The organism is Micromonospora sp. NPDC006431 (genome assembly GCF_042870725.1).
Lineage (GTDB): Bacteria > Actinomycetota > Actinomycetes > Mycobacteriales > Micromonosporaceae > Micromonospora.
Map to the genome: position 1 here is coordinate 511,448 of NZ_JBIAHQ010000001.1, position 26,268 is coordinate 537,715.

The 26,268-nt window shown below is 73.6% G+C and carries 21 protein-coding genes; 17 read left to right on the forward strand and 4 right to left on the reverse strand.

Features of this window, described 5'->3' with window-relative positions; genetic code table 11:
• Positions 1-101: 101 nt before the first annotated feature.
• The 3 genes from ACFYM6_RS02565 to ACFYM6_RS02575 form a co-directional block, all read right to left on the reverse strand.
• Complete coding sequence (locus ACFYM6_RS02565; RefSeq protein ID WP_387271504.1) at positions 102-2,132, reverse strand: DEAD/DEAH box helicase; 2,031 nt, start codon at positions 2,130-2,132, stop codon at positions 102-104.
• 184 nt (positions 2,133-2,316) lie between these two features.
• Entirely contained in the window at positions 2,317-3,558 is a 1,242-nt protein-coding gene (locus ACFYM6_RS02570; protein WP_387271506.1) for a hypothetical protein, read from the reverse strand.
• 111 nt (positions 3,559-3,669) lie between these two features.
• Positions 3,670-5,235 carry an NlpC/P60 family protein gene (locus ACFYM6_RS02575; RefSeq protein ID WP_387271508.1) on the reverse strand — a complete coding sequence of 522 codons (1,566 nt, stop codon included), beginning with the start codon at positions 5,233-5,235 and terminating at the stop codon, positions 3,670-3,672.
• Between the two features lie 242 nt (positions 5,236-5,477).
• Here ACFYM6_RS02575 and mqnE point away from each other — a divergent pair, with 242 nt between their 5' ends.
• From mqnE to ACFYM6_RS02660, 17 genes are all read left to right on the forward strand, one after another.
• Positions 5,478-6,647 carry an aminofutalosine synthase MqnE gene (gene mqnE, locus ACFYM6_RS02580; RefSeq protein WP_387271509.1) on the forward strand — a complete coding sequence of 390 codons (1,170 nt, stop codon included), beginning with the start codon at positions 5,478-5,480 and terminating at the stop codon, positions 6,645-6,647.
• 118 nt (positions 6,648-6,765) lie between these two features.
• Positions 6,766-7,515 carry a hypothetical protein gene (locus ACFYM6_RS02585; RefSeq protein ID WP_387271511.1) on the forward strand — a complete coding sequence of 250 codons (750 nt, stop codon included), beginning with the start codon at positions 6,766-6,768 and terminating at the stop codon, positions 7,513-7,515.
• 343 nt (positions 7,516-7,858) lie between these two features.
• Positions 7,859-8,371, forward strand: a complete 513-nt coding sequence (locus tag ACFYM6_RS02590) for a hypothetical protein (RefSeq protein ID WP_387271513.1) — start codon at positions 7,859-7,861, stop codon at positions 8,369-8,371.
• Positions 8,368-9,414 carry a phosphate ABC transporter permease subunit PstC gene (gene pstC, locus ACFYM6_RS02595; protein ID WP_387271514.1) on the forward strand — a complete coding sequence of 349 codons (1,047 nt, stop codon included), beginning with the start codon at positions 8,368-8,370 and terminating at the stop codon, positions 9,412-9,414. Before ACFYM6_RS02590 ends, pstC begins: the two co-directional genes overlap by 4 nt.
• Positions 9,415-9,424: 10 nt before the next feature.
• Entirely contained in the window at positions 9,425-10,687 is a 1,263-nt protein-coding gene (gene pstA, locus ACFYM6_RS02600; RefSeq protein WP_387271516.1) for a phosphate ABC transporter permease PstA, read from the forward strand.
• Positions 10,688-10,691: 4 nt separating this feature from the next.
• Complete coding sequence (gene pstS / locus ACFYM6_RS02605; protein ID WP_387271517.1) at positions 10,692-12,404, forward strand: phosphate ABC transporter substrate-binding protein PstS; 1,713 nt, start codon at positions 10,692-10,694, stop codon at positions 12,402-12,404.
• Positions 12,401-15,028: a hypothetical protein gene (locus tag ACFYM6_RS02610; protein ID WP_387271519.1), complete on the forward strand. Its 2,628-nt coding sequence runs from the start codon at positions 12,401-12,403 to the stop codon at positions 15,026-15,028. The genes pstS and ACFYM6_RS02610 overlap by 4 nt, the downstream gene beginning before the upstream one ends.
• A 187-nt stretch (positions 15,029-15,215) precedes the next feature.
• Positions 15,216-16,385 (forward strand): hypothetical protein, encoded by a 1,170-nt coding sequence (locus ACFYM6_RS02615; RefSeq protein WP_387271521.1) that lies wholly within the window; start codon positions 15,216-15,218, stop codon positions 16,383-16,385.
• Positions 16,386-16,483: 98 nt separating this feature from the next.
• On the forward strand, positions 16,484-18,436 hold the full coding sequence (locus ACFYM6_RS02620) for an Ig-like domain-containing protein (RefSeq protein ID WP_387271523.1): 1,953 nt from the start codon (positions 16,484-16,486) through the stop codon (positions 18,434-18,436).
• Between the two features lie 79 nt (positions 18,437-18,515).
• Positions 18,516-19,463, forward strand: a complete 948-nt coding sequence (locus ACFYM6_RS02625; RefSeq protein ID WP_387271525.1) for a sortase — start codon at positions 18,516-18,518, stop codon at positions 19,461-19,463.
• Between the two features lie 183 nt (positions 19,464-19,646).
• Positions 19,647-20,420: a phosphate ABC transporter ATP-binding protein gene (locus ACFYM6_RS02630; RefSeq protein ID WP_387271857.1), complete on the forward strand. Its 774-nt coding sequence runs from the start codon at positions 19,647-19,649 to the stop codon at positions 20,418-20,420.
• Positions 20,421-20,576: 156 nt separating this feature from the next.
• Positions 20,577-21,767, forward strand: coding sequence for an Ig-like domain repeat protein (locus tag ACFYM6_RS02635; protein ID WP_387271528.1), 1,191 nt, complete (start codon positions 20,577-20,579; stop codon positions 21,765-21,767).
• Positions 21,768-21,881: 114 nt separating this feature from the next.
• On the forward strand, positions 21,882-22,988 hold the full coding sequence (locus ACFYM6_RS02640) for a WxL protein peptidoglycan domain-containing protein (RefSeq protein ID WP_387271530.1): 1,107 nt from the start codon (positions 21,882-21,884) through the stop codon (positions 22,986-22,988).
• Positions 22,985-23,440 (forward strand): hypothetical protein, encoded by a 456-nt coding sequence (locus ACFYM6_RS02645; RefSeq protein ID WP_387271531.1) that lies wholly within the window; start codon positions 22,985-22,987, stop codon positions 23,438-23,440. Before ACFYM6_RS02640 ends, ACFYM6_RS02645 begins: the two co-directional genes overlap by 4 nt.
• 57 nt (positions 23,441-23,497) lie before the next feature.
• On the forward strand, positions 23,498-23,920 hold the full coding sequence (locus ACFYM6_RS02650; protein ID WP_387271533.1) for a hypothetical protein: 423 nt from the start codon (positions 23,498-23,500) through the stop codon (positions 23,918-23,920).
• A 36-nt stretch (positions 23,921-23,956) separates the two neighbouring features.
• Positions 23,957-24,235, forward strand: coding sequence for a DUF4229 domain-containing protein (locus ACFYM6_RS02655; RefSeq protein ID WP_387271535.1), 279 nt, complete (start codon positions 23,957-23,959; stop codon positions 24,233-24,235).
• 125 nt (positions 24,236-24,360) lie between these two features.
• Positions 24,361-24,846, forward strand: coding sequence for a hypothetical protein (locus tag ACFYM6_RS02660; protein ID WP_387271537.1), 486 nt, complete (start codon positions 24,361-24,363; stop codon positions 24,844-24,846).
• A gap of 72 nt (positions 24,847-24,918) precedes the next feature.
• Here ACFYM6_RS02660 and ACFYM6_RS02665 read toward each other — a convergent pair whose 3' ends face one another.
• Complete coding sequence (locus tag ACFYM6_RS02665) at positions 24,919-26,262, reverse strand: C39 family peptidase (protein WP_387271539.1); 1,344 nt, start codon at positions 26,260-26,262, stop codon at positions 24,919-24,921.
• Positions 26,263-26,268: the final 6 nt, after the last annotated feature.

Sequence of the window (26,268 nt, forward strand, 5' to 3'; positions counted from 1 at the left end):
ATGCGGCGACGCCGCCGCCGAGCAGTCGCTCGACGGCGGCGTCCATCAGGCTGGTGGTGCCGGCGGGCGGGATTCCCGTCCGGCCGGCGATTCTCGCCCGGTCAGTGGGTGCGGGCCGCCGGCCGCCCGCCGAAGCCGCGCCGGTCGTCGCGCGACCGGTCGTCGCGGCCCCGGCCCTCCGGCCGGAACCCGCCCCGCCCGTCGCGGTCGCCGAAACGCCGCTCGCCCCGGCCGTCGCGGTCGAACGCGTCCCGGTCCCGGTCGCCGAAGCGCCGGTCCGCGGCGGGCTCGCGCCGCTCCCACGAGGGCCGGCCGGAGCGCTGGTCACCGCGGTCGCCGTACCGTTGCTCGCCGCGCCCGTCCACGGAGCCCCGCTCGCGGCGCTCGCCCCGGTCCGTGAGGCTGCGCTCACCGCGGTCCGGGTAGCTCCGCTCGCGGCGCTCGCCCCGGTCCGCGAAGCTGCGCTCGCCCCGGTTCGGGTAGCTGCGCTCGCCCCGGTCCGGGTAGCTGCGCTCGCCGCGGTCCGCGAAGCTGCGTTCGCTGCGCTCGCCCCGGTCCGGGTAGCCGCGCTCGCTGCGCTCGCCGCGGTCCGTGGAGCTGCGCTCGCCGCGCTCCGGGTAGCTCCGTTCGCGGCGCTCGCCCCGGTCCGGGTAGCTGCGCTCGCCCCGGTTCGTGAAGCTGCGCTCGCCACGGTCGGGGAAGCTCCGCTCGCCGCGGTCCGCGAAGCTGCGCTCGCCACGGTCGGGGAAGCTTCGCTCGCGGCGCTCGCCCCGGTTCGCGAAGCTGCGCTCGCCCCGGTCCGGGTAGCTCCGCTCGCGGCGGTCGCCGAAGCGGCGTGGGCCGGACGGGCGGTCGCCGTGCCGGCGCGGCTCGGGCTCGTTGCGGACCGGCACCCCGCTCGGCTCGCGGGCACCGGTCAGCTCGGCCAGCGCCGGGTCGCCAGCGCGGACCCGGGTCTCGGCCGGCTCGACGCCCGCCTTCTCCAGCATGGCCAGCGTGGTCCGGCGCTGCTTCGGCAGCACCAGGGTCGCCACCGCACCCGACTCGCCGGCCCGGGCGGTACGCCCCGCCCGGTGCAGGTAGTCCTTCGGGTCCTTCGGCGGGTCCACGTGCAGCACCAGCGACACCCCGTCGACGTGGATGCCCCGGGCCGCCACATCGGTGGCGACCAGCACGTTCACCCGGCCCTCACGGAACTCGGCCAGGGTTCGGGTACGCATCCGCTGGGTCTTGCCGCCGTGCAGGCCGCCGGCGCGTACGCCCACCGCGGCGAGCTGTTCGACCAGCCGGTCCACACCGAGCTGCGTACGCGCGAAGAACATGGTGCGGCCGTCCCGGGCCGCGATGGAGGCCGCCACGGCGAACTTGTCGTGCGGCGGGATCAGCAGCAGGTGGTGGTCCATGGTGGACACCGCAGCGGTGGGCGGCGCGGTCGAGTGGGTGACCGGGTCGGTCATGAACCGCTTGACCAGCGTGTCCACGTCGTTGTCCAGGGTCGCCGAGAAGAGCAGCCGCTGGGCGCCCGCCGGGGTCTTCGCGAGCAGCTCGGTGACCTCGGGCAGGAAGCCCATGTCGGCCATCTGGTCCGCCTCGTCCAGCACGGTGACCTCGACGTCGTCGAGGCGGCAGACCCCCCGCTCGATGAGGTCGCCGAGCCGCCCCGGGGTGGCCACGATGATCTCCACGCCCCGGCGTAGCGCGTCGATCTGGCGGTCGTACGGGACGCCGCCGACGGCGGTCTTGAGGAAGATGCCGACGGACTTGCCGAGCGGCACCAGCGCGTCGTTGACCTGCATGGCCAGCTCGCGGGTGGGCACCAGGACCAGCGCGCGCGGGTGCAGCGGCCGGGCCCGGTTGCGGTCGGCGAGCCGGGCGATCACCGGCAGGCCGAAGGCGAGGGTCTTGCCGGAACCGGTCTGGCCCCGGCCCAGCACGTCCCGGCCGGCGAGGGCGTCCGGCAGGGTGGCCCGCTGGATCTCGAACGGGGTGGTGATGCCCTGGCGGGCCAGCGCGTCAACCAGTTGCCGGGGCAGGCCCAGGGCGGCGAAGTCGGGGGTCTCGGTGGCCGGAAGCTCCGGCATCGGGGTGAAGTCGGCGGACGGGGACGTGCCAGAGGCGGCGAAGGTGGTCAAGAAATGCCTTTCGAGCGGGGCGCATCTTCGCGATGGCCTGCCGCAGCGCTGCACGCCGCCGAATCGCCCGCAAGATCGCCCATGGGCGCGCAACGGCGCGCCGGGTCAGTGATCTCCACAAGTGTACGGCGGGACGATGGGTACGGCGCGGTGCCGCGAGGCGGTAGTGGGCGGGCTCACCCCGTCACTTGCTCACCGCGGCGTCGGTCAACCCGCTCAGCGCGTCGTTGGCCAGGAACACCACCAGCAGGCTGATCGCGATCAGCAGGGCGAGCGAGGCGGCCAGCACGATCATCACCCTGGTGTTGCTGGACCGGGTCGCCGGGGCGTCCTCGGCCCAACCCTGAGCCAGGATGTGCCCGGTCAGCGAGCCGGAGTTCTCCAGCGGGCTGCCCTGCGGGAACGACACCGTGGTGAAGCCGGGCCCGTCGGTGCCGCCGTACGCCGTGCCGGCCAGGTCGGGACCGCCCTGGTAGGCCGGCGCGGCGGGCGGCCGGCTCGCCGGGGCGCCGCCGCGATCGGCCGGCCCGGTCGGGGTGGCCGAGGGCGGCCAGGTCGGCAGCGCGGGTGCCGGCACCAGCGGCGGGGCGGCGGCCGACGCGGGCGGCGCCGAGACCGACGCGCTCGCCCGGGCGGTCGGCGCGGACGGGGACCCGAGGACACCGGCAGTCGCGGGCGGTGGCGGGAACGGCGGGGCCGGCATGGGGCCGGGCGGCGGCGGGGGCGCGGGCACCGGCGGGGCCGGTGGGGGCGCCGGCGGCGTCGGCATCGGCGGGACCGGTCCCGGCGGGGTGGGCCCGGGCGGCGGGTTGGGCACCGGCGGCGTCGGGCGGAACGGCGGCTCCGGTTCCGGTATGGGCGGCGCCGGCGACGGTGGCGTCGGGCCCGGTACGGGGGTCGGCGCCGGCTCGGGTTCCGGCGTGGGCGGCGCCGGTGGTTGAGCCGGCTCCGGTGGCTGTGCCGGCTCGGGCGGCTCCGGGTTGACCGGATTTCCGCGGTAGACCTTGGCCACCCCGGCCTTCGCCACCACCGCGTCGGCGACCTCGCCCGGCGAGACCCGGTTCAGCCCCGGCACGGCGGCGCTGGCCCGGGCCTGTTCCGCCTCGGCGCGCGGCGCGGGCGGCACCGGTGCCGGCGATTTTCCCTCGGGGACGGGCACCCGTGCGGAACCGGAGACCCGCGGCGCGGGCGGGGCGCTCGTCGGCGCCGGTCCGGGACCGCCGGCCGCCGCGCCGTCCTGGTCGGACGGGCGGTCCAGGACCGCCGGGTCCGCCGCCCGGGCGGGGACACCCACCCGGGCCCGGGCCACCACGACCGCGGCGGGCGCAGCGCCGGCCCGGCCGGTCTCCGTCCCGGCCGGCCGGTCGGTGCGGTCGGGCTCGGATCCGGGGTGGACCGTCTCCGCCGGAACTTCGTGCTCGCCCATGCTCGCCCCTCCGCGCCCGCGCTCGCCCCGGGCCGTGGCGCCGGCCGGGAGTGCCTGAGTCTCACCGTGCCACATTCCGGCCCGGCCGCACAGCCGGAGTGGACGGTTGGGTCAGCTCCCGGTGCTCGGGCTGGCCGACCTGCTCTCCGCCGCGCTGTTGGACGGATCGGCGGCGTTCGTCGTCGAGGCCGGCGCGCTGCTGGCCGCGTCGCTCGGCGCGGTGGTCGGCGAGGCGCTCGTCGCCGAGGGGGACGGCGAGTCGGACGGACTTGGCGACGGCGAGGTGCTCGGCGAGGTCGACGGGCTGGGGCTGGGCGAGGTGGGCTGCGGCGTCGGCGGCTTGGTCGGCTTCGGGGTGGCGGTCTGGGTCGGCTTCGGGGTGGCCGTCTGGGTGGGCTTCGGCGTCGCCGGAGTGGTCGGCTGGGTCGGGGCCGGCGTGGGGGTGGCCGGGGCAGGGACCGCGCCGACCACCCGGGTGGCGGCGTAGAGCCGGCTCCAGCGGACCACCGAGATCTTGACGACGTCCCCGGTGCGCGGCGCCTCGACCATCTTGCCGTTGCCGATGTACATGGCGACGTGGTGGATGGTCGTCCAGCTGCTCCCCGAGGCGAAGAAGAGCAGGTCACCCGGGAGAAGCGCGTTCGGGTCGACGGTGCGGGAGCGGGTGGCGTAGTACTGGTCGCGGGAGACCCGCGGCAGGCCACGGTAGCCGGCCGACCGGTACGAGGCGAGCACCAGCCCGGAGCAGTCGAAGCGGTCCGGGCCTTCCGCCGCCCAGAGGTACGGGTCGCCGAGCTGGGCGAGGGCGTACCGCACGGCGGCCAGCGCCGTCGGGTGGGCGACCATCCCGCTGACGCTCTGGTTGCTGACGTACGAGCTGCCGATCTGCTGCTCGGCGGCGTCCTCGCGCCGGGCCGCCTCGAGCAGCAGCGCGGCGTTGTCCTTCCGCAGCTTGAGCAGCGCGGCTTCCTGCTGGCGCAGGTCCGCTTCGACCTTGGCGTACGCCGCGGCGGTGTCGGTGGCGCGCTGCTGCGCGGCCGTGTACGCCTCCCGGGCGATCTTCTCGGCGGCGGTGGCCCGGGCGACCTCGCCGTCCACGGCGCCGGTGGCGCCCTCGGCCTTGTCGCCGCGGATGATGCGCTGCAGGGCGTTCAGGTCGCGCAGGTCGGTGCCGAAGTCGCCGGGCGGGAGCGCGGCCGCGGCCTTGACCGCGTCGGCGGCGGTGGTCTCGGCCTTCCGCCGGGCCTGGGCGAGCGCGTCCTCGGCTTCCCTGAGCGTGGCGGTGGCGGAGGCGAGCTGGGCCTGCGCCGCATCGCGGTCGCCCTTCAGCCGGATCAGGTCCTCGCCGAGTTGGGCGACCCGCGTGTCGGCCTGGTTGATCTGGGCGATCAGCGGGCCGTCGGCCGGGTTGGTGACGCCGGGGGTGACGCCGAGCCCGCCCGAGGGGGTGACGCCGGGTATCCCGGGCACCGAGGCGGGCAGCTGGAAGGCGCCCGTGACCTCCGGCCGGGAGCCGGCGTTGGGGATGGTGTCGGGAAGCGGATCGGCCCAGACCGGGGTGGCGAGCGCCGCGGCCGCCACCACGCCGAGCAGAGCGGACCAGAGCTTCGGCCGCAGCACCGGAGAGATCACCGGGCTCCTGCGTCGTTGCCGTCGGCCCTGCTTGCTGTAGCCCATTCCGCTCCCCGTCCGGTGTGGCGTCTTCCGCGCGAGGTGGGCGCGGTGAACCGGGACGGTGCCAGTGTGTGTTCCGCCCCATCCTGTCTTACCTCACCGGCGCAGCTATGTCGATGTGCGGAGGGTGACGGCCGAACGGGCGGCCGGTGAACTTGGTCGCTGCGGTTGACCGCGTCGCCGGTTCGTCCGAGGGCCGACGTACGCTCGACCGGGACAGCGGGTGGAAGGGACGTGGCTTTCGGATGGACGCCGGACTCAAGCGCGAGCTCGAAGCGAAGGTCTACGCGGGGGAGCGGTTGAGCCGCGAGGACGGCATCGCCCTCTACGCGTCCGACGACCTCGCCTGGCTCGGGCGGCTGGCCCACCACAAGCGCACCGAGCTGAACGGCGACCGGGTGATGTTCAACGTCAACCGGCACCTCAACCTCACCAACGTCTGCTCCGCCTCGTGCGCGTACTGCTCGTTCCAGCGCAAGCCGGGTGAGAAGGACGCCTACACGATGCGTATCGACGAGGCGGTCCGCAAGGCCAAGGAGATGGAGGACGAGCAGCTCACCGAGCTGCACATCGTCAACGGGCTGCACCCGACCCTGCCCTGGCGCTACTACCCGAAGGTGCTGCGGGAGCTGAAGGCCGCACTGCCCAACGTCAACCTCAAGGCGTTCACCGCCACCGAGGTGCAGTGGTTCGAGAAGATCAGCGGCCTGAGCGCGGACGAGATCCTGGACGAGCTGATGGACGCCGGCCTGGAGTCGCTGACCGGCGGCGGCGCGGAGATCTTCGACTGGGAGGTCCGGCAGCACATCGTCGACCACGCCTGCCACTGGGAGGACTGGTCGCGGATCCACCGGCTGGCCCACTCGAAGGGCATGAAGACGCCGTCGACCATGCTCTACGGCCACATCGAGGAGCCCCGGCACCGGGTCGATCACGTGCTGCGGCTGCGTGAGCTGCAGGACGAGACGGGCGGCTTCCAGGTCTTCATCCCGCTGCGCTACCAGCACGACTTCGTCGACTCCGCGGACGGCAAGATCCGTAACCGGATCCAGGCCCGCACCACGATGGCGTCCCCGGCCGAGTCGCTGAAGACCTTCGCCGTCTCCCGGCTCCTCTTCGACAACGTCCCGCACGTGAAGTGCTTCTGGGTGATGCACGGTCTCTCGGTGGCCCAGCTCTCGCTGAACTTCGGGGTGGACGACCTGGACGGTTCGGTCGTGGAATACAAGATCACCCACGACGCCGACGCGTACGGCACGCCGAACACCATGCACCGGGACGACCTGCTGCACCTGATCTGGGACGCCGGCTTCCGCCCGGTCGAGCGGAACACCCGCTACGAGACCGTCCGCGAGTACGATCCGGCCCCCTCGTTGGCCGAGCGCCGGGCCGAGCCGCAGCAGGTCTGGGCCTGACCTCGGCGCCGGCCCGCGCGGGCCGGCACAGTTGTCGCCGTCGCCTGTTCACCTGCTGGCTGTCCGGCGCGTGACTCCCGGTGTCCGGGCGGTTCCACTGTGGGCCTAGACCGGCGGTGTGCTTCGAAAACTGTCTGTCCTCGCCGCGGCCGCGAGCACTCTGGCGGCCGGCCTCGTCCTTCCCACGCCGGCCCGGGCCGCCCCGCTCGGCGGGGTGCAACTCTCGGCGACCAGCGGGAGCGTCGACGCCGCCCCGGTCTTCCCGAGCGCCACCACGTCGGCGCCCTGCCCGGCCGGGTTCGGCCGTAACGCCCAGCTGCGGGTGGGGCCGCCCGGCGGGCCGTACAGCAACCTGGCCCGGCCGCTGACCGCCGGCGGGTACGACCGGCAGCCGGTGACCGTGACGCCGAACCGGTCCTTCGCCACCGCGTTGGGTGGTGCGCCGGTCGACGGGGAGTGGTGGGTCGTCGTCGAGTGTGTCAGCGAGACCCAGGGCGTACACCCGGAGCGGTTCATCACCCCGATCACCGTCTCCGGGCGGCAGTGGCGCGCCGGTCGCCCGGCCGGCGCGCCCCGGGCGACGCCTCGCGCTGCCGGGGCTCCGCTGGTGGTGCCCGGGTCGACCGGGGCGGCCGGCGCCCCGCCGGTGGGCCCTCCGCCGGCCGCCGCGCCGGCTGCCGGTGCCCCGACCCCCGGCAGCGCCGGGCCGGAGACCGGCGTGGCCCGGCGGCTGACCGGCAACGGCGGTGTCGGCGGTGCCTCGGTGGCCAACATCTGGTGGATCCTCGCCCTGCTCGGGGCGCTGGCCCTGGTCGGTGCGGCCTGGCTCACGACGCGCCGCGGGAAGCCGGGCGGCACCCGCCGCTGAACCGACCCCGACCGGTGCGATGGCCGGCCGCGTCCACGCGGACGCGGCCGGCCATCGCCGTTCCCGACCGGTCCTGGGATGACCGAGCCGGCGGCCATCGCCGTTCCCCACCGGATCCGGGTGACGAATCGGTACGAACCGATGTCGGGTCAGCCCCGTGGCGGCTGGGTGTATCCGAACGGTGGATGCCTCGGTACTCGCTGTTCACATGCTGCACGTCTGGCGTGAGCGGATGGCTGCGTACCGAGTCACCGATGCTGCCGACGCTGATCCCGTCAGTTCGGAAGTCCTGGGGAAGCGGCAACCTGCGCGCGTAGGCGCGCCGAAAGGGAAGGGAATCGAGGTGCAGCGTTCACGGTTCGTGTTCCTCGCCGCGCCGATGCCCGGGGCGCCGCAGGGACAGCCGACCGACGGCGTCCTGTGGATGCTCGTCTCACCGAACAACCGCCCACTGGGGCGGGGCGCGGTCTACCACGCGGCCTACGCCGGGTGCCGGGAGTCGGTACTGGCACTGCAGGCCAGCATGGACCGGATCGTGCCGGTCGAGGGCACGGTGCCGGCCAGCGGCCAGTGGACCTGGCGGATCGAGCTCGACGAGGTGGCGGTCGCCCTGTCCAGCCGCTCGTACCTGCGCGCCCGCGAGTGCCGCTACAACCTGGACCGGTTCCTCGAGGCGCTGCCGCACGCGGAGGTGGTCCCCGGCACCCGTGCCGTCCGGCGCGGCCGGCGGGCCGCCTCCGAGCCCATTACGCCGCTGTCCGGCGGGACGCTCGCGGCACCGCTGGTCCCGCCGACGCGCCTGGCGTACCGGCCGGCGTCGGGCATCGAGCCTCGAAGGCGGGATGCGAGCCGATGACCGTCGTCGTTTCGCCGCCCGACCCGGCGGAGACCGCCGCGCGGCCCGCGGCCCCGCGCCGCCTACGCCAGCGCCGGACCCCTTCCGACCTGGTCTTCCGTGGCGTGATCCGGGTCGGCGGGATCGTCGTGCTCGCGGTGATGCTGCTGGTCGGGATCTTCCTCACCCTGCGGGCGGTGCCCGCCCTGCGCACCATGGGCTGGCGCTTCCTCACCGCGCAAGAGTGGGACCCGGCGGGCGGCGACTTCGGCGTCGCGGGGGTGCTCCTCGGCACCCTGCTGATCGCCGCGGTGGCGATCGTCATCGCGGTGCCGCTGGCCACCGGCACCGCCCTCTACATCGCCGAGTACGCGCCCCGGCGGATCGCCCCGGTGCTGGTCAACCTGGTCGACCTGATGGCCGCGGTGCCCAGCGTGGTGTACGGCATCTGGGGTCTCTACCTGCTCCAGCCGCACCTGCTCGTCCAAGGCGAGCACGGTGAGGGCCTGCCCCGCTGGCTCGCCACCTACCTCGGCTGGTTCCCGCTGTTCCGGGTGGACGGCTTCGACCCGAGCGACCCGTTGGGCAGCAACAGTTCCCTGACCAGCTCCACGTTCATCGCCGGGATCATCGTCGCGATGATGGTCACGCCGATCATCTCCTCGGTGATGCGGGAGGTCTTCTCCCAGGCCCCGATCGGCGAGCGGGAGGGCGCGTACGCCCTGGGCGCGACCCGCTGGGGGATGATCCGCTCGGTGGTGCTCCCGTTCGGCCGGGGCGGGATGATCGGCGGCACCATGCTCGGCCTCGGCCGGGCGCTCGGCGAGACGATCGGGGTCTATCTCGTCATCTCGTTCGTGTTCGTCATCCAGCCGCACATCCTGCAGGTCGGCGGCGGCTCGATCTCGTCGCTCATCGCGCTGCGCTACGCCGAGTCCAACCCGATCGGCATCGCCGGTCTGATGGCCGCCGGCCTGGTGCTGTTCGGGATGACGCTGCTGGTCAACTTCGGCGCCGGCCTGATCATCAACCGCAGCCGGTCCGGCGCGGCCAGTGACGCGTGAGGAGCCACAGGTGACGCCGAGACCCACCGCCTACGCCGGGGACCTGGCCGCGCCGCCGGCGCCGGAGCCGCCCACCGCGCCGCCCAGGCCGGCCACCACCATCCCGGTACGCCCGGACCACCCGGGCGCGGAGCGCCGCCGCACGACCGGCACGGTACGCCGTACCGACGTCTTCGCGGTGCTCGGCGCGGCGGTGGCCGCGGTGTGCCTGACCGCGTTGCTCTTCACCGCGCTGGCCCCCTTCGACGGCGCGCTCGGTTTCCTGGTCGTGGCGTACCTCCTCTTCCTGGCCTGCTACCTGGTGCTGGTCCGGCTGGACGAGGCCGGCCCGGTGGTCCGGGACCGGCTCGCCGGGGTCCTGGTGCACAGCCTGGCGGTCACCATGCTGGTGGCGCTGGTGGTGGTGATCGGGTTCACCCTCTTCCGCGGGCGGGAGCCGCTGGCCTGGGCGAACTTCTACACGCAGGACATGAGGTCGGCGGGGCCGCTCGACCCGTTGAGCGTCGGGGGCATCCGGCACGCCATCATCGGCACGCTGGAGCAGATCGGCATCGCACTGGCGATCACCATCCCGCTCGGCCTGCTCTGCGCGGTCTTCCTCAGCGAGTTGCCCGGCGCGTTCAGCCGGTTCGTCCGGATCGTCGTGGAGGCGATGACGGCGCTGCCGTCCATCGTGGCCGGCCTGTTCATCTACGCCACGGTGATCCTCGCGCTCGGCCGGCAGAAGTCCGGGTTCGCCGCCGCGCTCGCGCTGAGCGTGATGATGCTGCCGATCATCATCCGCGCGGCGGACGTGGTGCTGCGCCTGGTGCCCGGCACCCTGCGCGAGGCGAGCCTGGCGCTGGGCGCCTCGCAGTGGCGGACCATCTGGCACGTGGTGCTGCCGACCGCCCGCTCCGGGGCGATGACGGCGATCATCCTGGGCACCGCCCGGGGCATCGGCGAGACCTCCCCGGTGCTGCTTACCGCGGGCTTCACCCAGTTCACCAACGCGAACCCGTTCCAGGCCAACCAGGTCTCCCTGCCGCTGTTCGTCTTCGACTCGATCCGCCGGCCGGACGCCACGATGGTGGCCCGCGGCTTCGGTGCGGCAGCTGTGCTGATGGCGCTGGTGCTGCTGCTGTTCGTGCTGGCCCGGCTGCTCGGCGGGCGGGCCCCCGGCCAACTGAGCCGGGCCCAGCGCCGCCGCCGGGCGCTGGCCTCGCGCCGGGACGCCATGCGCTTCGCCCGGCGAGCCGCCGCCTCCCCGCCCGATCACCCGAACCAGAGGTAGCGACATGTTCAAGCAGTGGATCCGCCGTCGACCCCGGACGACCGCCCGCCTGGCCCGAGTGGTCGCCGCCGCGGCCGCCGCGGCCGTGTTGCTGACCGCCGCGCCGCCGGCGTCCGCCGCGCCGCGGCTGGTGCCGATCGTCGGGATCGGCTCGACCTGGAGCGCCAACGCGATCACCGCCTGGGCGCGCAACGTGCAGGCCAGCAACATCCAGGTGGAGTACGAGGCTGCCGGCTCGACACAGGGCCGGGTGCAGTTCCGGGAGGGCAAGGCCCACTTCGGCGTCTCGGAGATCCCGTACGGGATGAAGGACATCTTCAGCGGCACCGACAGCAAGGGCTCCCGGCAGTCGGCGTACATGCCGATCGTGGCCGGCGGCACGGCGTTCATGTACAACCTCAAGATCGGCGGCCGGCGGGTCACCAACCTGCGGCTCTCCGGCGAGGTGATCGCCAAGATCTTCACCGGCGTGATCCGGAAGTGGAACGACCCGGCGATCAAGGCGGACAATCCCGGGCTGGCCCTGCCGGCGCGCTCGATCATCCCGGTGGTGCGACAGGACGGCTCCGGCACCACCGCCCAGTTCACCCTCTGGATGAGCAAGCAGCACCAGGCCATCTGGGACAACTACTGCCGCAAGTGGAACAAGCCGACGCCGTGCGGCATCACCTCGGTCTACCCGCGCCAGTCCGGGTCCGGCTTCGTCGGCGCGACCGGCTCCGACGGGGTGTCGGGCTACGTCCGGCAGGAGAACGCCGAGGGCGCGATCACCTACGTCGAGTACTCGTACGCGATCAACGCGAAGTTCCCGGTGGTGAAGGTGCTCAACGCCGGCGGCTACTACGTCGAGCCGACGGCCAGCAACGTGGCGGTGGCACTGACCCGGGCGCGGATCAACAAGGACCAGAAGTCCGACGACTACCTGACCCAGATCCTGGACGACGTCTACCGGTCCAGCGACCCGCGCGCCTACCCACTCTCCTCGTACTCGTACATGATCATTCCGACCAAGCTCGAGTACAACCTGACCGCCGACGCCGGGTACACCCTCAGCAAGTTCGCCTACTACTTCCTCTGCGAGGGGCAGCGGCAGGCCGAGGTGCTGGGCTACTCACCCCTGCCGATCAACCTGGTGCAGGCCGGCATGGAGCAGGTCCAGAAGATCCCCAGCCACGAAACGATCGACATCGCCCAGAAGCTCCGGAGCTGCAACAACCCGACCGTCTCGGCGGACGGCGGCAACGCGCTGGCGAAGAACGCCCCGCAGCCCTCGCCCTGCGACAAGCGGGGGCCGACCCAGACCGGCACCGGCACGGCCGGCGCGCGCCAGGAGACGCCCGTGCTGGCGGCGGCCCGGTGCGGCGCGGCCGGGAACACCGCCGGCGGCGGGAACACCGCCGCGGGCGGCGGCACCACCGGCGCCGGCACCCCCGGCGGCACCGCGGCGACCGCGGGCCCGACCGGCGGAGTTCCGGTGCCCGGCGCCGCTCCCCAGATCGACCCGGACACCGGCGAGGTGGTGGGCGGCACCGCGGGTGTGGCGTCCGGCGAGCAGGTGGCGGCGGTGCCGGTGGCGCTGGACGGCACGGACGGCTGGCGGCTGCGGCACACCCTCATGCTGCTCGCGGCGGTGCTGCTGGTCGCCCTGATCGTCGGGCCGCCGCTGGTCTCCCAGGCGCTGCAGGGCCGCCGCGACGACCACCGGGGCGACCGGTGAACCCGCGCCGCTGGCTGGCCGGGGCCGCCCTGCTGCTGACCGTCGGGGCGCTCGCCCCGGTGCCGCCGGCCGCCGCCCCGGCCCGCGCCGACGACACCGGCTCCACCGCGATGACCGTGCACGGCGTCAAAGTGGACGGTGGGTACGAGGACTTCACCGGGCTGTCCGTGACGGTCGACCAGACGAAGGACCTGGTCAACCAGGCCGTCGTGGTGACCTGGACCGGCGGGACCCCGACCCCGCGCAACCGTCCGCTCGGGGTGGACTTCCTCCAGGTCATGCAGTGCTACGGCGACCCGCACGCCCCCGGCGACCCAGACGGGTTGAAGTTCCGGGAGACCTGCCAGTTCGGCACCAAGCTGGACACGCCGGTGATGCCGTTCGAGGTGACGGCCGCCGCCGCGGCCAACGCCAACTCCCGCGAGCTGCACCTCGATGCGCCGGGCTACCCGGCAAAGGATCCCCGGGAGACCCTGCCGGAGGACGCCCGGATGGTGCCCTTCCGGCCGGTCTCCTGCCCGGTGGGGACCACCTCCTGCGAGCGTCCGCGTACGCCGGACGGCAGCCAGGCGCAGCCGTTCCCGGTGATCGCCGACCCGCAGACCGGCGCCGAGCGGGAGGCGTACCCGGACGAGGTGCTGTCCGGCTACTTCAACAAGTCGGTGACCAACGAGTACCCGTACGCGCTGACCGCGGCGAACGGCACCGGCCGGATCTCGTTCGAGGTGCAGAACTCCGCCCTGGCTCCCGATCTGGGCTGTGGCGATCCCTACACCGACGCCACCGGCGCGACGCGCCCGTCCCGGCCGTGCTGGCTGGTGATCGTGCCGCGCGGTCACCACCACCCCTACACGGGCCAGGACGTGTCGGCCACCGGCTCGCCGCAGGGTTCCCCGCTGATCGTGCCTAACTGGCAGTACCGGATGGTGGTGCCGCTGGAGTTCGAACCGGTCACCGGTTACTGCGCGAGCGACCAGCAGGAACGGCTGACCGCCGGCACCGAACTGGCCGCCGAGGCGGCCGCCGCCTGGCGTCCCGCGCTCTGCGCGGCGGTGAGCGGCCCGTCGATCAGCTACTCGCCGATCGGCGACGACGAGGCCGCCCGTCAACTCCTCTCGACCTCGCCGAACGCGCCGGGGCTGATCTACAGCTCGGACCCGGTGACCGCCACCGCCGACGACCCGCCGGTGGTGCACGCCCCGGTCACCCTGAGCGGCCTGGTCATCGCGCTCAACATCGACGTCAACCTGGAGAACGTGCCGCTGCCACAGAAGGTGGCCGAGCTACGTGGCACCGCCCTGAACGAGCTGAAGCTCACCCCCCGGCTGGTGGCGAAGCTGCTCACCCAGTCCTACCGTCGGGACGTGCCCGGCGGTGGCGGCCAGGCCTTGGCGACGAACTACGACAGCATCAAGCAGGACCCGGAGTTCCTGGGCCTCAACCCGCTGTTCAAGGACTGGGACCGGCGGGCCGGGGTGACCTTGAACGGCCTGATGGTGCCCAACGGCAGTTCGGTCGCGGCCCGCGCGCTCTGGCAGTGGGTCCTCGCCGACCCGGCGGCGAAGGAATGGCTCGGCGGTACGCCCGACAAGGACGAGGCGTCCGGCAAAGAGATGGTGGTGAACCCCGCCTTCAAGCCGCTGTTCACCGGCGAGACCCCGGACTACTTCCCCAAGGCGGACCGCTCCTGCTACGAGGAGACGTTCGCGGGCGAGACCTACCAGCTCTGCTCGCAGGAGCTGCGGCCGTACACCGGCGGTTTCGGGCGGGGCGCGGCGCAGACCCTGCGCGGCGACACCGGGGCGTTCGGGCAGTCGCTGAACAGCAATGTGACTCCGCCCCGGTTCGACCGGCTGCCCCGGGAGCAGCCGGGCTTCCGGTTCACCATGGCGGTCACCGACTCCGCCTCGGCCGCCCGGTACGGCCTGTTCACCGCCCAGCTCTGCAGGGCGGCGAAGGGCACGGACGGGGCGTGGACGGCCAGCGATTGCCGGGGCGCGACGGACGAGGCGATCAGCGCCGCGGCCGGCACCGCCGCGCCGAGCCAGGTGGCCGGGGTCTCCGTGATCGACCCGGCGAAGGCCTGGGCGACGGCGGGAGCGTACCCGCTGTCGCTGCTCACCTACGCGGTGGCGGACCGCACCGACCCGGCGGACGCCCGCCGCGACTACGCCAAGCTGCTGCGGCACGCCGCCGACCAGGGTCAGCGGCGGGGCGTCGGCCGGGGCATGCTCCCGGAGGGCTACGTGCCGCTGCCGCAGGCCCTGCGGGAGCGCACCAAGGCCGCCGCCGCCCTGCTGGAGGTGGACCTGCCGGCCCCGTCAGCCTCGGCGTCGTCCGACGGATCGGGTGCCACGGAACCGCCGCCCGCGGCGCCGCCCGCCCCGGCCGTTCCGGCCCCCGGTGCGGTGCCCTCCGTGGGTGCCACGCCGTCGCCCGGTGGTACGGCGCCGTCGCCGCAGCCGCCGGCCCGGCAGGCCTCGAACGCGACCCCCGGCAGCCCGGTGGGTGCCCTCCGGTACGTGCTGGTCGTCATTTTCGCGACCGGCCTCGTGGGCGGGGTGATCGGGCCGGTGTTGCGCCGGTTCGGCACTCGAAATAGGCCGGCGGGTGGCGCGGAATGAACCCGGAAATGGCGCTGGACTCGATTGTCGGCTGTTGTTCATTCGGCCTACGTGTTGGCGAGAGATCGCACTTCGAAACGTTTGTCTACGCGCGGTTTCGAATGCCCGGCCGACGCCGCGACGATGACTGCGGCTCACCCGCCCATCGGGTGGGCGGAACTGTCATGCCCCGTAGAAAGGGAGCAGCATGAAGGTCAGATCCATCAGCAAGGTGGCCGCGGTCGGCTTCGCCGCCGTGGTCGCCGTTGGCCTGGTGGCCGCGCCGGCCGCGGCCGACCCTTCGCCGGTGACCGAGTACCGCACGCTGGCCGGCGTCGGCTCGGACACCACCCAGGACGTGATGAACGGCCTGGGCAACGTCATCACCAGCGGTGGCAACAAGGTCATCGCCTCCTGGGACGCCCGCGGCACCGCCAACGTCCGGACGAAGGCCGCGAACTGCGACTTCCCGCGGCCGAACGGCTCCAGCAACGGCCGCCGGGCGCTGCGGGCCTCCGAGGGTGAGGACATCGGCCAGGGCGGTCCCGGCTTCTGGTCCAACGTCAACGTGGTGGGCTGCGTCGACTTTGCCCGCTCGTCGAGCTACGGCGGCGGCAGCACCCCGTCGAGCACCGGCAACTACACCTACATCCCGTTCGGGGTGGACGCGGTGACCCTCGCCCGCAACGTCACCGGCGACCTGCCGGTCAACGTGTCGTTCGCGCAGGTGCAGCGGGTGTACCGGTGCTTCGACCGGACCATCGCCGGTAACCCGGTGAGCCCGGTCATGCTCCAGGCCGGCTCGGGCACCTGGGACTTCTGGTCCTCGAAGGTCGGCATCACCGAGGTCGAGATCAACCTCGGGGACTACCCCTGCCTGGCTGCGGACACCGACAGCAACCCGGCCACCGCGGCCGTGCCGCTGATCCCGCGGGCTCAGGAGCACGACGGCACGGTGCTCACCGGCTTCCCGACCCGGGTGGCCCCCTTCTCGGCCGGGCAGTTCATCGCCCAGGGCAACGCCGCGAAGATCGCCAGCCTGACCGGCGTCACGGTGGCCGACCGGCGCGGGGAGGCGGCGCTGTCCGGCATCCGCCCGACCGGCGGCGCGGTCCAGCAGCCGGTGGTCAACGGCGTCCTGAACATCAACTTCCCGCTCCGCCGGGACGTCTACAACATTGTGCCGACCGCGGACCTGACCAACCCGACCGTCGCCGCCACCTTCGTCGGTGGCAGCTCGGCCGTCTGCACCGCCACCGTCAACGACGGCGGCACCCAGCGATCGGTCGTCGAGCTGTTCGGGTTCGGCGTCCGGAGCACCCTGGTCTCGCCGCTCGACGCCAACTGCGGCTTCACCAACCTTCGGTTCGGCAACTGACCTCCCATCCGGTGGCCCGGGCCGGTGCCCGGGCCACCGGCCACGTTTCCCATCCACCGGCGTTCGCGGACGCCGACGACCAGCAGAGGACGACGCAGATGAGCAGGCCCGGCTTCGCCCGCGCGATGGCGGCGGCTGCGGTGTTCGCGCTCTCGATGAGCACGTTCGTCACCGGGGTGGTGCTGACGCTCAGCGGACCGGCGCGGGCCGCGTCGCTCGGCACGCTCACCCTTTCGCAGACCAGCGGCAGCGTCACCGCCAGCCCGATGTTCCTCAAGGCCACCACCCCCAAGGCCTGCCCGACGGGGTACGGCGAGAACGCCAACCTGCGCATCGGGAAGGAAAACAGCGGTCCGTACACCAACCTGGCCCCGGTGCTGGGCGCCGGCGGGTGGGACCTGGCGCCGTTCGAGATCAACCCGAACCGCTCGTTCGAAACCGCCGCCGGCCGCGTTCCTGAGGACAAGAGCAGGTGGTGGGTCATCGTCGACTGCTGGAGCCTTGAGGGGCAACGCCACGTCGACGAGTTCCGCGCCCCTATCCAGGTCTGCGGCTCCATCTGGACGACCGAGGAAACCTGCCCCGCGGCCGCGTCGACCACCACCGAGCTGACGGTGACGCCGAAGGGTACCGCGTACGCGGGCGCGCCGGTCACCCTCACCGCGACCGTGAAGCCGGCGGCCGCCGGCACGGTGCTGTTCCGGCGTACCACCGGGACGGAGACGGCCGACGTCGGCACTGCCCCGGTCAGCGGCGGGCAGGCCGTGCTGACCACCTCCGATCTGCCGGGCCCGGCCGGTGCCGAACTGGAGAAGGCGCACCAGCTCACCGCCACCTTCCAGCCGGCTGACCCGGCCGCCTTCCTGACCTCCACCTCCACCCCGACCGACCTCACCGTGGTCCCGGCCGGTTCGGTGACGGTCACGCTGGAGACCGACAAGAGCAGCCCGCAGCCGCCCGGCACCGAGCTGGCGCTGACAGCGAAGGTCAAGCCGCGGGTCGACGGCGAGCTGGCCACCGGCTCGGTGTCGTTCGTCCGGTATGCCCGTGGGGAAAGCAGCGGCGAGGAGGCCATCGGCTCGGCCGAGCTGGCCGAAGGCGCGGCGACGGTACGCGCCGCCGACCTGCCGGGTGGCAGCTACGACCTCAGGGCCATCTTCATCCCGGCGGCCGGCAGCGGCTGGCTGGCCGCGGAATCGGGCCGGACCCACTTCGTGATCGGTACGCCGACCGGCACCACCACCACCCTGGCCGTCACGCCGGCCGGCCCGAAGCCGCAGGGCACCGAGCTGACCCTGACCGCCACGGTCACGCCGGCCGACGCGACGGGCAGCGTGCAGTTCATGGACGGCGGCACCGCGCTCGGCGGCGCCCAACTGGTCGTCGCCGGGGCGGCCAGCCTGAAGACGACCCAGCTGGCGGCGGGCAGCCACCCGCTCAAAGCGGTCTTCACCCCGCAGAACGAGGTGAACCACTCGGGTTCCACGTCTCAGGAGGTGACCTACCAGGTCACCGCGCCCGGCCAGGTGGACGGCCTGGAGGTGACCGACGCCGACGGCAACAAGCTGGGCGTCAATCCGACGCTGCGCCCGGGGCAGAAGGTCACCGTCGTGGCCTGTGGCTTCGCCGGCAACGAGACGGTCGCCGTCACGTTGAACGACGGCGAGCCGACGACCGTCACCGCCGCCGACGGGACCGCCCGGTACGAGCTGACCGTCCCGGCCGACGCGCCGGACGGTGCCGCCCGGCTCATCCTCGCCGGCGCCGCGCACCGGGTCGTCTTCGACTTCACCGTGGTCGGCGACGGCGACGGCGACGGCGATGGCGACGGGGATGGCGACGGGGATGGGGATGGCGACGGGAACGGCGACGGTGGCGACGGCGGGACGAGCGGCGGTCAGCTGCCCCGGACCGGCCTTCCCCTGATCGGCATCGGGCTGACCGGGATGGCGCTGGTCGGGGCCGGCAGCGGCGCCGTCGTGTTCACCCGCCGCCGGCGTCCGGAGCCCGCGCCGGTGGTCTGGCCGGACAACGAGAACCCCACCGACTGAGCAAGGTCGTCACGCCCGCCGGGCGGTACGCCGGCCAGGCGGACCGCCCGGTCCGGGTGCCAGGACGAGGAGAGAGAGCATGTCGACGGTCACCATCGACCCCCCGGGACCGCGGCCGTCCGCGGACGCCCCGGCCGGGGTGCCCCGCGGGGCGGCGTCCCTGGCCTACCAGGTGCCGGGGACCGCGTTGAGCATTCTCGCCGCACTCGCCCTGGGCCTGGTCTGCCACCTGGTGCTGATCTCCCAGCTGGCGTACGAGCGGGACCAGCAGACCGCGTTCGCCGACTTCCGCGCGGAGCTGGCGCTCGGCACCGCCCCGGTGGGCCAGTTCCGGACCGAGTTCGTCAACGGCGTTCCGGGTCCGGAGCGGCTCGTCGAGCCGGGCTCGCCGGTCGCCGTGCTGAGCGTGCCCCGGGTCGGCCTGAACACGGTGGTGCGGGAGGGCACCGACGGCGGGGTGCTGCGTTCCGGCCCGGGGCACCGCCGGGACACCGTGCTGCCCGGGCAGGCCGGCAACAGCGTGATCATGGGCCGGCGGGCCGCGTACGGCGGGCCCTTCCGGGACCTGGACCTGCTGATGCCCGGCGACACGATCACCGCGACCACCGGGCAGGGCAGCCACACCTACGTGGTCACCGGGCTGCGCCGGCCCGGTGACCCGGCGCCCGCCCCGCCCGACACCGGGCAGGGACGGCTCACTTTGATCACCGCGCTCGGCACCGAGTTCATGCCGACCGACGTGCTGCGGGTCGACGCGACCCTGGCCAGCCCGGCCCAGCCCGCCCCGGCCCGGCGGTTCGGCGCCACCGCCCTGCCCGCCAGCGAGCAGGCCATGGCCAGCGACGCGGACGCCTGGACGCCGGTGCTGCTGTGGGGGCAGGCGCTGCTGCTGGCCGCGCTCGGCACCACCTGGCTACGGGCCCGCTGGGGCCGCTGGCAGAGCTGGATCGTCAGCGTGCCGGTGCTGCTCGCGCTCGGCGTCGCCACCGCCGACCAGGCCGTCCGCCTGCTGCCCAACCTGCTGTGACCGCCGGACCCGACGAGTGTGCACCCCGAGACGAGTGAAGGACCGACCGTGACGCAGCACATCGAGAGCCCCGCCCCGGCGACGTACGCCCCCGGTCGTGCCGGCGCGACCGGCCCGGCGATCGCCGCCCCCACCCGGGTCGACCTGCCACCGGTGCCGGCGCACCGGGCGCCGGCCGACCACCTGGCCACCCTGGATGCGCGGTCCATCTCGGCCTGGTTCGGCAGTCACAAGGTGCTCGACCGGGTCTCGCTGACCATGCCGGCCGGCCAGGTGACCGCCCTGATCGGGCCGTCCGGCTGCGGGAAGTCCACCTTCCTGCGCATCCTCAACCGGATGCACGAGCTGGTCCCGTCGGCGTCACTCGCCGGTGAGGTGCTGCTCGACGACCGGGACCTGTACGCGCCGGACCGGCGGATCACCGATGCCCGGCGCCAGGTCGGCATGGTGTTCCAGAAGCCGAACCCGTTCCCGGCCATGTCCATCTACGACAACGTGCTGGCCGGCCTGAAGCTGACCGGCATCCGGGCCTCCCGGGACACCAGGGAGGCGCTGGTCGAGGAGACCCTCACCAAGGCGGGCCTGTGGAAGGAGGTGCGCGACCGGCTGCGCCAGCCCGGCGGCGCCCTCTCCGGCGGCCAGCAGCAACGGCTCTGCATCGCCCGGTCGCTCGCGGTGCGGCCGCGGGTGCTGCTGATGGACGAGCCCTGCTCGGCGCTGGACCCGACCTCGACCCGCCGGATCGAGGAGACCATCGCGGAACTGGCCGCCGAGGTGACGATCGTCATCGTCACGCACAACATGCAACAGGCCGCCCGGGTCTCCGACCAGTGCGCATTCTTTCTGGCCTCGCACGGCGCCCCCGGCGCCATCGTCGAATACGGCCCGACCGCAGCGATGTTCGACAATCCACAGGACGAGCGGACGCACGACTACGTAAACGGCCGATTCGGCTGATCGCCCCATTTTCCTGATGCTCGGGCACCCAGAATTCGCTTTGCGCACGTTCGGCGGAGAGGTTGGCCTGCATGTCGGGACACAGCGCCTGTGGAGCCTGATCGAGGCCGGTCCAGGGGGACCGACCGGTTTCACCCTCACGAGAGGAAGTGATTCATGAACAAGCGTCTGCTCGCCCGCGCCGGCGCCCTCCTCGGCGCCGCGGTGCTCTCCGCCGGCCTGGTGATCGCGGTCGGCGCTCCGGCGCAGGCGGCTTCGCTCGGTGACGTCACCCTGTCGCAGACCAGCGGCACCGTGACCGACACCCCGATCTTCGCGAGCGCCACCACCGCCAAGTGCCCCACCGGGTACGGCGAGAACGCCAACCTGCGCATCGGCCGCCCGGGTGGCCCGTACTCGAACCTGGCCGTGGCGCTGGGCGGCGGCGGGTACGACCAGAACCCGATCACCATCAACCCGAACCGGTCGTTCTCCACCGCCATCGGTGGCGCGCCGGCCGCGGGTGAGTGGTGGATCGTCGTCGAGTGCTACAGCCTCACCGAGGGCCGCCACGTCGACGAGTTCCGCACCTCCATCCAGGTGACCGGCAACACCTGGCGCGTGCCGGTGGCCGAGGACACCACCACCTCGCTCGCCGTCAGCCCCGCCAGCCCGGTCTCCCAGGGCACCGAGGTCACCCTGACCGCGACCGTCTCCCCGGCCACCGCCACGGGCACGGTCGAGTTCCGGCGCGGCGCTTCGTCGCTCGGCACCGCCACGGTTAGCGGCGGCAAGGCCGTCCTGTCCACCACCGCCCTGCCGGTCGGCACCTTCTCACTGTCCGCGGCGTTCACCCCGGCCGACGCGACCGCCTACAAGCCGTCCGCCTCGGGCGCCACCTCCTTCCAGGTGACGGCCGCCGCGGGTGCCATCACCGCGCCGGTGGAGATCATCGCCGACGTCGCCCCCGGCGCGTTCAGTCTCGACGTGGCGAACCCGACCGCGTCGCTGACCGGCGGCACCGTCGGTGGCACCGCGGCCGGCGAGCTGCCCGCCGCGAAGGTGACCGACCTGCGCGGCACCAACGTCGGCTGGGACCTCACCGGCCAGCTGGAGGACTTCACGCTGGGCGCCAACACCATCGCCAACAGCAACCTCACCTGGACCCCGAGTGCCGCCAAGACCAGCGGCTCGGGTGCGGTGACGGCCGGCGCCGCCGCCGACCTCGGTGACACCCGCACCCTCTGCTCGGCGACCTCCGGCGCAAGCGCCGGCGTCTTCACCTGCGGTGCGGACCTCAACCTGACCATCCCCGACAACGTGCCGCCGGGCGAGTACTCCGCGACCCTCACCCTCACCCTGGCCTGACCGGTCCCACCCGGGCTCACCCGCCCGGGGTGGAGCAGCGGCGGAGGCGTCGCGGGCACCCGCCCGTGACGTCTCCGCCGTGTCCGGTGCCAGCCCCGAACCCCGGAGCCCCGCATGACCAACCTCCCCGCACCCCGGACCGTCCCCACCTTCCGTTCGCGACTGCGGAGCTCCGCTCCGTTGCACTTCTCGCGCTCACCGGTCCCCGCGCGACGTGTCGGGGCCCTACTCGTCACCGCACTCGCGCTGCTCGGCAGCCTGATCGCGCCGTCGCCCGCGCGGGCCGCCGCGTCGGACGAGCCGACCTGGACGGTGGTGCCGTCCAGCCCCAGCGGGCCCAAGGGTCGCAAGCAGTTCGACTACGAGCTGTCGCCGACCGAGCAGATCACCGACTGGTTCTCGGTGAGCAACCTGGGCGACAAGCCGATCAAGGTGGACCTGTATCCCACCGACGCCTTCACCGCCCTGGACGGCGGCTTCGCCCTGCTGCCTCGCAGCCAGGCACCCAGCGACGTGGGTTCGTGGATCAAGCTGCCCCGGGCGGCCGTCACGCTGCCCCCGGGCAAGCGGGCGGACATGCCGTTCCGGCTGTCCGTGCCGGCCGGCACCGCCCCCGGTGACCATGTCGGCGGCATCCTCGCCGCGGTGACCGAGGAGCAGGTCGGCAAGGACGGCCAGCGGGTGTACGTCGAGCGCCGCATCGGTGCCCGGGTCTACCTGCGGGTCGCCGGCCCGCTCGCCCCCGCCGCCGCGGTCCGGGCCGTCCAGGTCGAGTACGCCAACCCGGTGGTGCCGGTCCCCGGTGGGCGGATGAAGGTCACCTACCGGATCGCCAACACCGGCAACGTGCGGATCTCCGGCAAGGCCCGGGTGCAGGTCCGCGGCCCGCTCGGGGTCCGGCTGGCGACGGGCGACGTGATCGACCTGCCCGAGGTGTTGCCCGACTCGGAGATCCGGCTGACCCAGGAGTTCGCGCACGTCGTACCGGCCGGCCCGCTCACCGCCACGGTGGTGCTGAACGCCGACACGAACAAGGAGTCACTGCCCACGCAGGAGGGCTTCAGCTCCGTCCTCGCGATGCCGTGGGCGCTGCTCGGCCTGCTGGTGCTGATCCTGGCCGTGGTCGCGTACCGGCTCTGGCTGCGCCGGGCCCGCCGGCTCCTGGCGGCGCCGGTGGACCCGGTCGCACCGGCCCGGGAACCCGAGCGGACCGCGCGGTGAGCGGGCCCCGGAACGTGGCCCGCGGCGGCCGGGTCGGCGTGCGGCCGGCCGGCGCGGTGGTGACCGCCCTGCTCGCCGTGGCGTTCGCGGTGGCACTCTGGCCGGGGCACCCCGCCGGGGCGGTCCCGGTCGCCGAGCCGACGCCCGGTGGTCAGGTGTCGATCCGGGTGGGCGTGTCGATCGGCCCGAAGCCCGGCGGTAGCCCGTCCCCGACCGGCAGCCCGTCCCCGAGCGGCCAGCCGTCGCCCACCACCGAGCCGTCCCCGTCCGGGGCGACGACGACCACGCCGACCAGCCCGCCGGCGGGCGGCGGATCCCTGCCGCGTACCGGCGTGGCGCTGGGCGGGCTGCTCCTCGTCGGCGGTGCGCTGGTCGCCGGCGGCGTGGCGCTGCGCTGGTCGGCCCGGCGGCGGGCCACCGCCGAGGCCTGGTTGAGCCGGACGGGCGGCTGACCCCTCCCGGCCGGCCAGTCGTGGCCGCTCAGCGGGTTCGCGTACCCTCGTAGGGTCATGAGCGAGCAGCGGAGCGGTTTCCCCCGGCGGGACGCGGAGGGGCGCATTCTCACCCTGGGCGACCTGCTCGGGGTGAGCCTGGCCGGCCTGGTGATCGGGGTGCTCGCGCTGGTGCTCTTCGAGTGGGCGTTCGCCACGATGGGCGCGGGCGGGTTCGGCCGGACCAACGGCTGGCTGGCGGTGATCCTGCCGGTCTGGCTCTTCTGGGACGACTTCCGGGCCTGGGAGTTCGGCGCGGCCCGGGTGGTGGCGGCGCTGGGCGGCCTCGCCGTCGGGGTGGTCGCCGGGCTGCTCGCGGCCGGCCTGGCCGCCGGGCTGCCGCCACTGCTCTCCGGCGCGCTGGCCGCGGCGGTGTTCACCGTGGTCTACGCGATGATCTGGTTTCAGGGCGTGCACTGGTTGGCCCGGCGTGCGGGTTGAGGCCGCCCCACCGGTGATGGAGAACGGAGTGCGAACGTGAGCGCGGCGGTCAAGTACACGCTGGGCCGGATCGGGCTGTTCGTCGGCGTGCTGGCGGCCCTCTGGTTCGTCGACATGAACCCGTTCCTGCGGCTGATGCTGGCGCTGGTCTTCTCGGCCGCGCTGTCGTTCTTCCTGCTCCGTGGCTGGCGGGACGAGATGGCCGGGGAGATGGCCGAGGCGTCGGACCGGCGCCGGGCCGAGAAGGAGCGGCTGCGGTCGGCGCTCGCCGGCGAGGACCAGCCCGAGCCGGCCGAGCCGCGCCGCGAGGAGTAGGCCGGCGGTCGTCCGCCCTCCGCGTCGTCGGCCGGGCCGCGACCGCCGCCCCGGTCACCGGCCGGACCGTGCGGCGCGGGAAACGGGGCAGCGGGATGGCGGCGACGCCGCTAAGGTCGGCCGCTGTGAGTTTGCTGAACACGATCAACGGGTGGCGGACCAAGGTCTTCGTCTGGATCGGTCTGCCGGTCATCGCCGCCATCGGACTGATGATGGGCGCCACCGACCTCGCCCCGACCTGGCAGGCGAAGAACGGTGGCGGAACGCCGGGCACGTTCACCGCCGTGAACGAGGAGTGCGGCCGACGCAACTGCGACTGGCGCGGAGACTTCGTCGCCACGGAGGGCGGCACCCGGCGCACCGACGTGATCCTCTACGACGCGCCGGACGGGCTGACCGCCGGCGCCACCGCCCCGGCCCGCGACACGGGCGCCCGCGCGGGCGTCTTCTCCACCACCGGCGGGTCGACGTACCTGCTGGTCACCGGGCTCACCCTGGGCGGCGTGATCGCCCTGGTGGTGTGGGTGGTGATCATCGTGCGGGCGATCCGTCGCCGCCGCGAGGCGGCCCGGCCGTCGGCCCCGCCCGCCTCGTTCGCGCCGTCGGCGTAGCACCGGGCGGCCCCAGGACCGTACCGACGGGCCCGGCACCGCCCCGAGCGGGACGATGCCGGGCCCGTCCCGTCACCAGTTGGTCGAGCCCGGCACGACCGGCCAGGCCCGGTCCGCCGGCTTGATCAGGTAGGCGATGCCGCCCGAGCCGCCGGCCACCGTGCCGTTCGCCCGGTACCGCTTGGTGCGCAGCCAGATCTGCTCGAACTGCGCCCGCTTGTAGACGTTGCGCACCGCGTCGTTCGAGGACGACGCGGGGTCGTTGACGATCACGTCACCGTCGGCGGTGAAGCCGACGATCACGAACAGGTGCCCGGAGGTGCCGTAGTTCGATCCGTCCAGCTCGTTGCCGAGGAAGGACTGCGAGGTGATGACCGGGATGCCGGCCTTGATGAAGCGCTCCACCTCGTCCAGCGAGTGCAGGCGGGTGACCTTGGCGTCGATGCCCGGGAAGCTGGCTGCGTACGCGGTGTTGAACGGCCAGTTGCCCGCGCCCTCGTACTCGAAGTCCCAGGTCATGCGGGCGGCGTAGGCGACCTGCGGGTCGGTGTAGCCGGGGGTGATCCAGGACATGTCCTCAGCCGAGGGCCTCTTGCCGTAGTACTCCAGGACCATCGTGGTCGACGTCGGGCTGCACCAGACCTGGCCGCCGCCGCCCCACTCCGGGTAGTTGCCCCGGTGGATCATCTGGGAACGGGCGGGCACCGGCAGCTCGGTGCCCCAGGCGATCCCGCCCTTGCTCGGCGTGACGGTGAACCGGTCCGGCACGTTGGAGCTCATCGCGCCCAGCATCCAGACCCGCGGCGAGGCGGCCTGCCCCGGCGCCCGGTGGAGGGTCAGCCGGAGCTGGTACGACCGGAGCAGCACACCCTTCTTGGCGTCGTCGATGGAGAAGGTGTCGGTCCAGATGGTCGACCAGGGGTCGCCCTGGCCGTCCAGCGTGGTCCGCTTGATGTCCTGGTCCCCGGAGGCCCAGCGGCCCATCACGTACCAGGGGGTCTGCTGGCCGGTGTTGTACGTGCCGTGCAGCTCGACCTGGATCCAGGTGCCGGCCGGGGTCTCCGCGTTCCATGAGGCGACCAGCTCGGTGGCGTCGAAGCCGATCTGCCGCTCCGGAGAGGTCCAGGTGGCGTACTCCCAGGTGCTGGTGGCACCGGTGTGCTTGTCGGTGTACGGGCGGGTGCCGACCGGCTCGCCCATGGTGATCCCGGTCCGGTGGCCGGGGATGGCGTACGTGCCCTGGTGGGTGCCGGTGCGCCAGTCCGGGTACTTCGACCAGTCCTGGAAGGTGATCTGCTCGTCGTGGGCGACCACGGGAAGGTTGTTGTCCGCGTGGGCGGGCACGGCGGTGCCGAGGAGGCTGAGCGCGGCGACGCCGGCGAGGGCGACCGCCGCGCGTAGGGCGGGTCTGATCATGTCATC

Excerpts from the sequence above, each read along its gene's own strand:
- ACFYM6_RS02570 (WP_387271506.1), bottom strand. The coding sequence starts at position 3,558 with ATGGGCGAGCACGAAGTTCCGGCGGAGACGGTCCACCCCGGATCCGAG.
- ACFYM6_RS02575 (WP_387271508.1), bottom strand. The coding sequence starts at position 5,235 with ATGGGCTACAGCAAGCAGGGCCGACGGCAACGACGCAGGAGCCCGGTG.
- mqnE (WP_387271509.1), top strand. The coding sequence starts at position 5,478 with ATGGACGCCGGACTCAAGCGCGAGCTCGAAGCGAAGGTCTACGCGGGG.
- pstC (WP_387271514.1), top strand. The coding sequence starts at position 8,368 with ATGACCGTCGTCGTTTCGCCGCCCGACCCGGCGGAGACCGCCGCGCGG.
- pstS (WP_387271517.1), top strand. The coding sequence starts at position 10,692 with ATGTTCAAGCAGTGGATCCGCCGTCGACCCCGGACGACCGCCCGCCTG.
- ACFYM6_RS02615 (WP_387271521.1), top strand. The coding sequence starts at position 15,216 with ATGAAGGTCAGATCCATCAGCAAGGTGGCCGCGGTCGGCTTCGCCGCC.
- ACFYM6_RS02620 (WP_387271523.1), top strand. The coding sequence starts at position 16,484 with ATGAGCAGGCCCGGCTTCGCCCGCGCGATGGCGGCGGCTGCGGTGTTC.
- ACFYM6_RS02625 (WP_387271525.1), top strand. The coding sequence starts at position 18,516 with ATGTCGACGGTCACCATCGACCCCCCGGGACCGCGGCCGTCCGCGGAC.
- ACFYM6_RS02635 (WP_387271528.1), top strand. The coding sequence starts at position 20,577 with ATGAACAAGCGTCTGCTCGCCCGCGCCGGCGCCCTCCTCGGCGCCGCG.
- ACFYM6_RS02640 (WP_387271530.1), top strand. The coding sequence starts at position 21,882 with ATGACCAACCTCCCCGCACCCCGGACCGTCCCCACCTTCCGTTCGCGA.
- ACFYM6_RS02650 (WP_387271533.1), top strand. The coding sequence starts at position 23,498 with ATGAGCGAGCAGCGGAGCGGTTTCCCCCGGCGGGACGCGGAGGGGCGC.
- ACFYM6_RS02665 (WP_387271539.1), bottom strand. The coding sequence starts at position 26,262 with ATGATCAGACCCGCCCTACGCGCGGCGGTCGCCCTCGCCGGCGTCGCC.